The 10883-nt window shown below is 61.4% G+C and carries 7 protein-coding genes; 4 read left to right on the top strand and 3 right to left on the bottom strand.

Annotated elements, in window-relative coordinates:
• Positions 1-152: 152 nt before the first annotated feature.
• The gene (argJ, locus tag DBR44_RS19280) at positions 153-1370 is read right to left on the bottom strand and encodes a bifunctional glutamate N-acetyltransferase/amino-acid acetyltransferase ArgJ (protein ID WP_124645608.1); all 1218 of its coding nucleotides are present in this window, start codon (positions 1368-1370) and stop codon (positions 153-155) included.
• A gap of 73 nt (positions 1371-1443) precedes the next feature.
• Complete coding sequence (recQ, locus tag DBR44_RS19275) at positions 1444-3237, bottom strand: DNA helicase RecQ (RefSeq protein WP_124645607.1); 1794 nt, start codon at positions 3235-3237, stop codon at positions 1444-1446.
• A gap of 405 nt (positions 3238-3642) precedes the next feature.
• On the opposite strand from recQ, the gene DBR44_RS19270 reads away from it, so the two are divergent.
• The 4 genes from DBR44_RS19270 (at position 3643) to DBR44_RS19255 (ending at position 8522) form a co-directional block, all read left to right on the top strand.
• On the top strand, positions 3643-4125 hold the full coding sequence (locus DBR44_RS19270) for a surface-adhesin E family protein (protein ID WP_124645606.1): 483 nt from the start codon (positions 3643-3645) through the stop codon (positions 4123-4125).
• Between the two features lie 131 nt (positions 4126-4256).
• Positions 4257-5021, top strand: coding sequence for a ParA family protein (locus DBR44_RS19265; RefSeq protein ID WP_168190915.1), 765 nt, complete (start codon positions 4257-4259; stop codon positions 5019-5021).
• A 14-nt stretch (positions 5022-5035) separates the two neighbouring features.
• Positions 5036-7654, top strand: coding sequence for an ATP-binding protein (locus DBR44_RS19260; RefSeq protein WP_124645604.1), 2619 nt, complete (start codon positions 5036-5038; stop codon positions 7652-7654).
• The gene (locus DBR44_RS19255; RefSeq protein ID WP_124645603.1) at positions 7629-8522 is read left to right on the top strand and encodes a response regulator; all 894 of its coding nucleotides are present in this window, start codon (positions 7629-7631) and stop codon (positions 8520-8522) included. Before DBR44_RS19260 ends, DBR44_RS19255 begins: the two co-directional genes overlap by 26 nt.
• A 7-nt stretch (positions 8523-8529) precedes the next feature.
• On the opposite strand, the gene DBR44_RS19250 is transcribed toward DBR44_RS19255, so the two are convergent.
• Complete coding sequence (locus DBR44_RS19250) at positions 8530-10851, bottom strand: DNA internalization-related competence protein ComEC/Rec2 (protein ID WP_124645602.1); 2322 nt, start codon at positions 10849-10851, stop codon at positions 8530-8532.
• Positions 10852-10883: the final 32 nt, after the last annotated feature.

Raw genomic sequence — 10883 nt, 5'->3', positions numbered from 1 at the left:
CTGCGGACGCACAAAAATACGCGCCTCCCCGTTCGCACTTGCCGTGATGGGTGGGGCTGGCTGACGTAAAAAGCAGGTCACCGCATCGACACCGACAGCAAAAAGCCCGGCTGACGCCGGGCTTTTTGTACAAAGTACGACTCATCGCTGTATCAGCTACGGTAGTCCGCGTTGATCTTTACATAGTCATAGGAGAAATCGCAGGTCCAGACCGTAGCCTGGGCTGCGCCACGCCCCAGTACGACACGTACGGTGATTTCGCTTTGGCTCATCACACGTTGGCCATCTTCTTCCTGGTAATCCGGGTTGCGACCGCCATTGCAGGCAACCAGTACATCATCCAGATAGAGAGAGAGGCGATCGACATCCAGATCGCTGACACCGGCATAGCCAATGGCGCACAGCAGGCGACCCAGGTTCGGATCAGAGGCAAAGAAAGCGGTCTTGACCAGCGGCGAACGGGCGATGGCGTAGGCGACGTCCTTGCACTCGGCAACGGAACGGCCACCTTCGACCTTGACGCTGATGAACTTGGTGGCACCTTCACCATCGCGGATGATGGCCTGAGCCAGTTCGGTAGCCACATCCACCAGCGCGGCCTTGAGGATGGCATAGGCCGGGTGATTGACCGAGTCGATGCGCGGCGCGGCGCTCTTGCCGGTGGACACCAGAATGAAGCTGTCATTGGTGGAAGTGTCGCCATCAACCGAAATGCAGTTAAAGGAGAGGTCGGCCACTTCCTTGACCAGTTGCTCCAGTACCGGGCGGGTGACCGGCGCATCGGTCGCCACGAAACCCAGCATGGTGGCCATATTGGGATGAATCATGCCAGCGCCCTTGGCGATGCCGGTGATGCTGACCTTGGCACCGTCGATCTCCAGCGTGCGGCTGGTGGCCTTGGGGGCGGTATCGGTGGTCATGATGGCTTCGGCCGCTTCGGCCCAGTTAGCCTCACGACGGGTGGGCAATGCCTGGATGATCTTGTCGACCGGCAGCGGCTCCAGAATCACACCGGTAGAGAACGGCAAAATCTGTTCGACAGCGCAATCCAGCTCACCAGCCAGTGCCTGGCAGACCGACAGCGCACGCTGGCGGCCATCTTCACCGGTGCCGGCATTGGCGTTGCCGGTATTCACCACCAGTGCGCGAATCTGCACGCCGGCATCCAGGTGTTTCTTGCTGATCTGCACCGGGGCGGCACAGAAGCGGTTTTGCGTGAAGACGCCGGCTACGGTATTGCCTTTGTCGATGCGGATGACCAGCACATCCTTGCGATTGGCCTTTTTGATACCGGCCTCTGCCACATTCAGTTCGATGCCATCGATGATGGCCAGTTGGTCGGCGCTAACCGGGGTCAGATTGACTGCCATGATGAGTTCTCCAATGCCTGCACGCTGACACGTGCTTGTTGCTTGCGTGTTGTGTGGCTCGATTGTAACGGAATCATTCCTGCTGGCTATCCAGGATTTGTTGCAACGCACTACCGTAGCGCGCCAGTTTCAGCTCGCCCAGACCATACACTTTTCCCAGTTCACGCAGGTTTTGCGGGCGGCACTCGACGATATCGCGCAGGGTGCGATCAGAAAAGACAGCATAAGCCGGCACATTGTGCTCATCCGCCATCTGCCGCCGCCAGCGGCGCAGGGCCTGCCATAGCCGTTCTTCGCGCTCGGTACGCAGCCAGCGATCGGTATTGACGCTGCGCGCCTTACTGTCTTCAGCCAGCGGGCGCAGATAGATTTTCTCCTGCCCTTTGAGCAGCGATCTGCACGCATCCGTCAACACCAGCGACTGGCCACGGGCAATATCCACCTGCAGGATCTTGCGGGCGACCAACTGGCGGATCAGCGAGCGCCAGGCGCGCTGATTGTAATCACGGCCGATACCGAAGGTGGACAGCTTGTCATGACCGAAACTGGTGACTGACTGGTTGCTGCGTCCCAGCAGCACGTCCACCACATGATTGGCGGCAAAGCGCTGCTCTACTCTATAGATACAGGACAGCAGTTTTTGCACCGGCACAGTGGCATCAAAGGTAATGGGGGGATTCAGGCAATTATCACAATGACCGCAAGGCTGGCTGCTTTCGCCAAAGTGGCTGAGGATTTGCTGGCGGCGGCAACTGGCGGTTTCGCAGAAGGCCAGCATGGCATCCAGCTTGGACAGCTCCACCTGTTTTTGCAGCTCGGCCATTTCCGAACCCTGAATCATCTGGTTGAGCTGCACCATGTCGTTGAGGCCATAGCACAGCCAGCTGGAGGCTGGCAGGCCATCGCGCCCGGCGCGGCCCGACTCCTGATAGAAGTTCTCCGGACTCTTGGGCAGATCGATATGGGCGACAAAGCGCACATCCGGCTTGTCGATACCCATGCCGAAGGCCACGGTGGCTGCCATGACAATGCCCTCTTCACGCAAGAATTCGCGCTGATGGCGCTCGCGCACTTCGTGGCTGAGGCCGGCATGGTAAGGCAGCGCGGGAATGCCGTTCTGGCTCAGCCATTCGGCGGTTTCTTCCACCCGTTTGCGCGACAGGCAGTACACGATGCCGGAAGCACCGGGATATTCATTATTGATGAAGTCCAGCAGCTGCTTTTTGGCATTGTGCTTTTCCACCACCTGATAGAACAGATTGGGGCGGTCGAAGCTGGACAGAAACACCCGTGCGTCGCCCAGTTTCAGGTAATGCAGGATGTCTTCGCGGGTTTGCGGATCGGCCGTTGCCGTCAGGGCAATACGCGGCACTTGTGGATAATGTTCGGCCAGCATGCCCAGCTGTTGGTATTCCGGGCGGAAATCGTGCCCCCACTGGCTGACGCAATGCGCTTCGTCGATGGCAAACAGTGCAATATCCAGTTGGGCCAGAAAATCGAGAAAACGGGGCGTCAGCAGCCGCTCGGGGGCGACATAGAGCAGATCCAGCGTGCCGGCCCGCGCCTGCATGGCGATGGCGCGTGCGTCTTCCGGCGAGGTGGCTGAATTAAGGCAGGCCGCTGCGACACCCACTTCGGTCAGCGCGGCCACCTGGTCCTGCATCAGCGCGATCAGCGGCGACACCACGATGGCGATGCCCGGCCGCAGCAGGGCTGGTATCTGGTAGCACAGGCTTTTGCCGCCACCGGTAGGCATCAGCACCAGTGCGTGACCGCCTTCGACGATATGATTGACGATCTCCGCCTGTTGCCCACGAAACGCCGGGTAGCCAAAGATATTGCCAAGTAGGGAGAGTGCGTCCTGCATGCGGAAAAGAGACCAGATCCGGCTGGAAACACCAGCGCGACAAATGGCAGCAACCTGTCGAAGTCATGGGAAGCTACCTATTGTACGGCAAAGCGGCTGGCAGCAAAAAAAAGCCGCCCGGGAAGGGGCGGCAACAAGTTGGATGGAGACAATGTGAAACGAAGAGGAAAATGCTCTCGTGCATGAAAGACCCTGCTGCCACTAGGAAAGTTCCTAGCCGTATGCGCTATAAACTTTCAGAAATTGTAAAAAATCGTTCTCGCCACAAGATATTCTCCCCTCGCTGCTGAACCGCTGGCAGTAACAAAACTCCAATCGCGCTGCAACTTGCCGCCGCATGGCCCGCACGATTTCCCCCTGAGGGCGGCCTATGCGAAACTGTGCGCATCAAACCGGAGATCAAGCATGTTTTATCGTCTGCTCGCCCTGGCAGCCTGTGGCAGCCTGCTGGCCGCCTGCACCACCCTGCCGCCCCAGACCAGCCCGACCAAGCCGCGGCCAGGCCCCGGCCCAACGCTGTCACAGGCAAATGCCGACTGGGAAAACCTCGGTGTCTCGCCCAACGGCAATATCCTGAACGAACTGGACAAGCTGTCGATCAAGCCGCAAGGCTCGGTGGTCACTTTCCGCGACCGCAAGACCATTTTCAATCTGCGCAAGGAAAACTTCCTCTCCACCCCGCGCCACAAGGTCTCCATCAACAGCTGGCTGATCGACTGCTCGGCACGCACCTTCCGGCTGACCGCCATGGTGCTGTTTGATGAAAATGGCCGGCAGATTGCCAGCTACACTTACAATGACAGCCAGATAAAGGCCATGCCGGTGACACAAAACTCTGCCAGTTTTCAGCAGATGCAATACGTATGCAAAGGCCTGGCCGGCTTCTGATATATTCGGAGCCAAACCAACCGATAAGCACCGCCCAGCCTGCATCAATCAGACAGGCTGGCGGCAAAATCACCGTCATTGATTTGTCAGCGCATTCACCGGCATTGCCAGAGGGAGATCCCATGCACGCCATCCGTCGTGTGGTGTTCAATCAGAAAGGTGGAGTAGGCAAATCCACCATTACCGCCAACCTGGCGGCGGTTGCCGCCCGTCGAGGCAAGAAGGTATTGCTGATCGATCTGGATGCCCAGGGCAATGCCAGCCAGTATCTGAGCGGAGCCATCCAGCCCGCCGCCGAAAAATCGGCCGCCGGTTTTTTTGGCCAGATGCTCAATATCAGCATGTACAGCAAGGATTTGCAGGATTTCGTCAGCGACACGCCGTTTGATGCACTGCAACTGCTGGCCTCGCACCCGGAGCTGAGCGAGCTGATGGTGAAGCTGGAAAGCCGCTACAAGATGTTCAAGCTGAAAGAAGCACTGGACCAGGTGGCCGGTGACTTTGACGAAATCTGGATCGACACCCCGCCTGCGCTGAATTTCTTTACCCGCTCGGCGCTGATTGCCGCCGACCGCTGCCTGATTCCATTTGACTGCGACGCTTTCTCGCGCCAGGCGCTGTACAACCTGATGGCCAGCGTCGAGGAAATCCGTGCCGATCACAATCCGGCGCTGCAAGTAGAAGGCATCGTGGTCAACCAGTTCCAGCCGCGCGCCAGCCTGCCGGTACGACTGGTGGCCGAGCTGCGTGCCGAAGGCCTGCCGGTACTGGACCCGCCCTTGTCGGCCTCGGTCAAGATCCGCGAATCGCACGATGTAGCACGCCCGATGATCTATCTGGATCCCAAGCACAAGCTCGCCGTCGAATTCGCTGCGTTGTACGACAAGCTGGCCTGAGCCAGCGGGACATCATGTCGACCAGCCTGAGTCGCTTCACTTCCCTGCTGCTGGGAGCGCTACTGACCATTATCCTGCTCTGCGCGGAATACGCGCTGCTGCTGGATAACGACCGCGTGCGCGAACAGGAAAAACTGCAGCACTGGGGCGAACTGGGCACCGAACTGCTGGCCACCCGGCTGCAGGAAATGCTCGACCGTACCGACCTGCTGGCGCAAAGCCTGATCCGCCAGCGCCACAGCACCGGCACGCCCCCCAATCTGGGCGAGCTGGCCCCCACGGTACTCAAGGAAGAAAGCCGCTTTGGCGGCATCGGCATCGTGCGCCGTATCGAACCGAATCAGCGCACCGAGTTTGAAACCGCCATTGCCAACAGCATTCGCATGCTGAAAGACCGGCATCTGGTCACCAGCCCGCAACAGCCCATGTATTACCCGGTGGAAAGCTATCTGCCGGACGATGGCAATGCCCTGCCGCAAGGCATGGATCTGGGCAGCCTGGACAATGCGCGCCGCAAGATGGAGCAGGCGCGCAATCGCAACCAGCCCATGCTGATGTTCAACACCCTGATTCCCGGTGCGCCCCCCCGGCTGGACATCATGGCCAACCTGAATGACGACGGCCACCTGCTGCTGGTGAACCTGCGCAGCGACCTGCTGCTGCAAAGCAGCCAGAGCAATCCCGACCAGCCCAATCCCTTGCAGCATGTGCGGCTGGTCGCCTGGAACCAGGATGCGCCAGACCGGCCCAGCCTCGACTCTCATCCGCTGCAGGCCCTGCCATCCGGCAATCCGCTGCTGACCACCCGCCGCAGCATCGGCGGCTACGACCTGCTGTTTGGTGCCTATCCGCTGGAAGACAACCAGCCGGCGCTCAGTGCACAGGGCTATGGCATTCTCGCGACTTCCGCCCTGATCATGTGCCTGCTGCTGATCCTGCAACAACGCCAGATCAGCAACAACCAGGGCCTGCGCACCCTGCTGCGCCGCCAGCATCATCAGCTGGAGCTGAATAACCGCACCCTGCGCGAACAGATCAACGACCGCGCCAGCTCGGAACAGGCGCTGGCCGAAAGCGAGGCGCGCCAGCGCGCCATTCTGCAAGCCAGTTCCGATGCCATCATCCTGATCAACCGCAGCGGCCTGATTACCCATGTCAATCCGGCAGCCGCCAAGCTGATCGGCCAGAGCGCCGAATCCATCGAACACCTGCCGGTCGGCTCCCTGCTGACCGAGCTGTACAGCCTCAGCCCCAGCATCAGCTTCGAATCGATTGCCGCCGCCCGCGAAGGTCGTACCTTCGAAGCCCACCTGCTGCGCAGCGACAACAGCCAGATGCCGGTCGAACTGTCGCTCAGCCGGGTAGAGGCACCGGACGACTCCTTCTATGTGGCGGTATGCCGCGACATCAGCCTGCGTAAAGAACAGGAAGCGGCGCTGATCCGGCTGAAAAACAGCCTGGCCGAACAGGTAGAGGTACAAAGCCGGCAACTGGCGGCGCTGCTGGAAGCCAGCCCCATGGCCATGGCCTATATCGTCGACCGCCACCTGCGCCGGGTTAACGGCGCTTTTCTCGACCTGTTCGAACGCGAGGAAGACGAAGTCATCGGCCAGACCACACTGCCCTACTTCGAGAGCCAGGAGCAATGGGAACGCACCGGGCGGGCGCTGTACAACCTGCTGAACGATGGCAAGGTGGTCCAGTCCGAAGTCAAGCTGCGCACCGGTAGCGGCAAGCTGATCTGGTGCCGCATGTTTGGCCGGGCAGTCAATCCCTCGGTACCCAAACTGGGCACCATCTGGCTGTACCAGGACTTCTCCGCCCAGCGCGAGATGGAAGATGCCCTGCGTCAGGCCAAGACCCTGGCCGAGGAAAACAGCCGCGCCAAAACCGAATTCCTGGCCAATATGTCGCACGAACTGCGCACCCCCATGCACGCCATTCTCGGCTTTACCGAAATTGGCGAAACCCGCGCCAGACTGCTGCAGGACGACAAGCTGGAACAATACTTCCAGCGCATCCACAGCAGCGGCAACCGCCTGCTGCAATTGCTGAACGACCTGCTGGATCTGGCCAAGATGGAAGTCGGCAAGATGGACTACCACTTCGGTCACTTCGATCTGGCTCACTGCCTGCGCGAAGCCTGCGATGAAATGACGCCGCTGGCCAGCAACCACAACATCAAGCTTTACCTGTACTGCACGCCGGAAAAGCTGACGGCCGACATCGACCCCTTCCGCCTGGGCCAGGTGATACGCAATCTGCTGTCCAATGCCATCAAGTTCAGCCCGGCCGGCGAAGTCATCCGCGTCACCGCCCGGCTGCAACTCAATAACCAGCAGCAGGAGGAAATCCTCATCTGCGTTGAAGACAGCGGCCCCGGCATTCCGGTGGACGAGGTGGAAACCATCTTCGACAAATTCATCCAGAGCAGCTCCACCAAGACCGGAGCCGGCGGCACCGGCCTGGGGCTGGCCATCTGCCGGGAAATCATTCAGGCACACCACGGCATCATCTTTGCCGAAAACCTCAGCCCGCGCGGTGCGGCCTTTACCGCGGTACTCCCACGCCGGCACGACAATAGCGCGACATCCCAAGAGATAAGCCATGTCACATCGACTTTTACTCGTTGACGACGAGCCCTTCAATCTGGAGCTGATGACCGAACTGCTGGAAGCAGCCGGTTACGAAACGCTGTGCGCCGAGAGCGGCGAGCAGGCCTGGGAGATCCTCCAGCAGCAAGGCAGCAGCCTGTCCACGGTGCTGCTCGACAAGATGATGCCCGGCCTCAACGGCTTTGACGTGCTCAAGCGCATCAAGAACACTCCCGAGCTGAATTTCCTGCCGGTCATCATGCAGACGGCCATCAATTCGCCGGCCAGCGTGCAGGAAGGCATGGAGGCCGGTGCCTTTTACTATCTGACCAAACCCTTTTCCCGCGACATGCTGCTGGCCGTGGTCAAGGCAGCGCACAGCCACTGGGACCGCCACCAGGCTTTTCGCGAACTGGCCAAGCAGCATCTCGATGCACTGGCGCAATTGCAGCAGGCCGAATTCCGGCTGCGTACGCTGAAGGAAGCCCAGACCGTCACCGCATTGCTGGCGCGCACCTGCACGCAACCGGAAAAAGTGGCCACCGGCCTGTTCGAGCTGATGGTCAATGCGGTGGAGCACGGTAATCTCGCCATCAGTTACGAGGAAAAGACCCGGCTGCAGGCCGAGGGCGACTGGGAAAGTGAACTGGAGCGCCGCCAGCATGACCCGATACTGGGCCAACGCGAAGTCAGCATCAGTTTTGTGCGCGAGCCCGACCGCTTCAGCTTCACCATCCAGGACATGGGTGAGGGCTTTGACTGGCAGCAATATGAAGACTGCCCGGCGGCTTCGCTGATGGCCAGCCACGGGCGCGGCATACTGATTGCCCGCAAGCTGTCGTTTGACCAAGTGGAATACCAGGGCAAGGGCAACTGCGTGGTGGCCCGTGTACAGCGCCAGCGGTAGCCGTTCCTCATTCTAGCCGGGCAGATGCCGGTGCTGCCGGCTCGCCATCCTGGGCGCAAGGCCCGACACTGCGCCAGTAGCGTGCCGCCTGTTGGCGATAACAGTCATAACGCACCTCTGTCCCCAGCGTCAGGCTGAGCAAGCCATCGGCATCGGTACGCAATACCCGCCCCTGTTGCTGCAGGGCCGCCAACACCAGCGGATGCGGGTGGCGGTAACGGTTGAGAAACCCCGCACTCAGCACCGATAGCTGCGGTTGCAATGTTTCCAGCCACAGCGGCGCAGTGGAAGTACGACTGCCATGATGCCCAACCACCAGCACACTGCTGCGCAATTGCTGGCCATAATCCGCCACCAGCCGCTCCTCCACCGCACGCGGTGCATCGCCGGTCAGCATCAGCGCATGCCGCTGGCCCGCCACCCGCAACACACAGCTATGACTGTTGTCATCCGTCAGCACTTCCGCGACCGGCGGCCATAGCACGTCAAAGCGGATACCATCCCAGGCCCAGCTCTGACCGCGCTGGCAACGCTGGCCGGACAAGCCGTATTGCTCCAGCGTGGCCAGTTGCCCGACCAGAATGCGCCGCACCGGCAGAGCAGCAGCAACATCGGCAGCGGCGGCATCGTGGTCCTTGTCGTGATGCGACAGCAGCAAGACATCCAGTTGCCGTATGCCCAGCCCCTGCAATTGCGGCAAGACCCAGCGCCCGCCCTCGGCCGCCCCGGTATCAAACAACAGGGCGTGCTGCCGGGTCTGGATCAGTACCGACAAGCCCTGCCCCACATCCAGCACCACCGCCCGGAACTCCCCGGCCTGCGGCGGTGGCGGCTGATAACACAAGGCCGGCAACAGCAGGCTGGCCCCCAGCCAGTGACCGGGCATGCCGGCGGGAGCCAGCAAATATAGACTGCCGATGCCCCCCAGCAGCAACAGCGGCCACGGCGCGGCGGCCAGTTGCAACATGGGCCATTGCGCCAGCCAGTCCACGCCACGGTAAAACCACTCGGCCAGCCAGCCGCTCAGCAACAAGGGCCACTCCCACGGCAAGGCCACGGCCAGCAATGCCAGCGGCGTCAGTAACACCGACACAAAGGGAATGGCCACGGCATTGGCCAGCGGCGACACCAGCGGAAAATTGCCAAACAGGCTCAGCAGCGGCAGTAGCGAGGCCACGGTAGCCGCCCATTGCCCTCGCCACAGCTGGTACGCCTTACCGGCTGGCCGACGCCGCCCTGCCGACGACAACATCAACGCCGCCACCAGCCCGAAAGACAGCCATAGCCCCGGTGCCAGCACTGCAAACGGGTCAATCAGCAACACCAGCGTCAAGGCCAGCCACCACATATGCAGGCCAGACCAGTGCCGCCGCCACAGCAGCATCAGTACCATGCAGCCCAGCATGTACAGGGTGCGCTGGGTGGGCACCGAAAAGCCGGCCAGCACCGCATAGCAGGCGGCCGCCACGACACCACTACCGACAATGAGCAAGCGCGGAGGACAAAATGCCAGCGGCCAGCGGCGCAGCACACCTGCCACAAGGGCAGCGACCATGCCGGCCACCATGGTGATATGCAGGCCGGAGATCGACACCAGATGCGTCAGCCCGGTACGTGCCAGGCTCTGCCACTCGGCACGATCAATGCGCTGCTGCGCCCCCACGGTGAGGCCGGCCACCAGTCCGGCGGCCCGGCTGCGCCCCAGCACCGCCTCGATACGCAACACCAGCCGCTCGCGCAGCCTGTCCACCCAGGCCGTGGCATCCTGCGCCTCGCCCAGCTGCCGGGCAGCAGGCTGCACCGTGCCGCTGGCCAGCACGCCTTCCGACCATAGCCACTGCTCGGCATCAAAGCCGAAGGGGTTGGCGGTGGACTGGCGCGGGCGAAAGCGCGCCGTCAGCTGCCAGCGTTGACCGGCATGCCATGGCGCAGCCATGACCAGTTCACCCTTGCGGGCAAATACCGTCAGTTGCACGCGCGGTGGCAAATGGGCTCCGGCAGTCAGCACCCGCTCCACCTCAAACTGCATGCGCACACCATAATCCCCTGCTGCGGGCAGCCCGCGCACCACACCCTCCAGCAACAACGGCTGCTGCCACTGCGTGGCGGGTAATTCCTGTGCCAGCCGCCATTGCGCCCGTGCATCGGCATAGCCCAAGCCCAGCAGGAAGGCCACCAGCAAGCCGGCCAGCATGGCCGGGCGCGGACGGGCCAGCCGCGTCAGCAGCCATGCCAACAGGCTCAGACCGCTCAGATTCCACAAGGAAGGCAGCTGTGGCAGAAAGGCGCAGCACACCACGCCGCACACGAACAAGGCGAGTTTCAGCATGCGGCTGTTATGCCGCTTGCCGCTGCCGCTGG

Origin of the sequence: Aquitalea sp. FJL05 (assembly GCF_003852595.1) — a bacterium.
Classification (GTDB): Bacteria; Pseudomonadota; Gammaproteobacteria; order Burkholderiales; family Chromobacteriaceae; genus Aquitalea; species Aquitalea aquatilis.
This window is presented reverse-complemented; position numbering and strand designations above follow the sequence as displayed.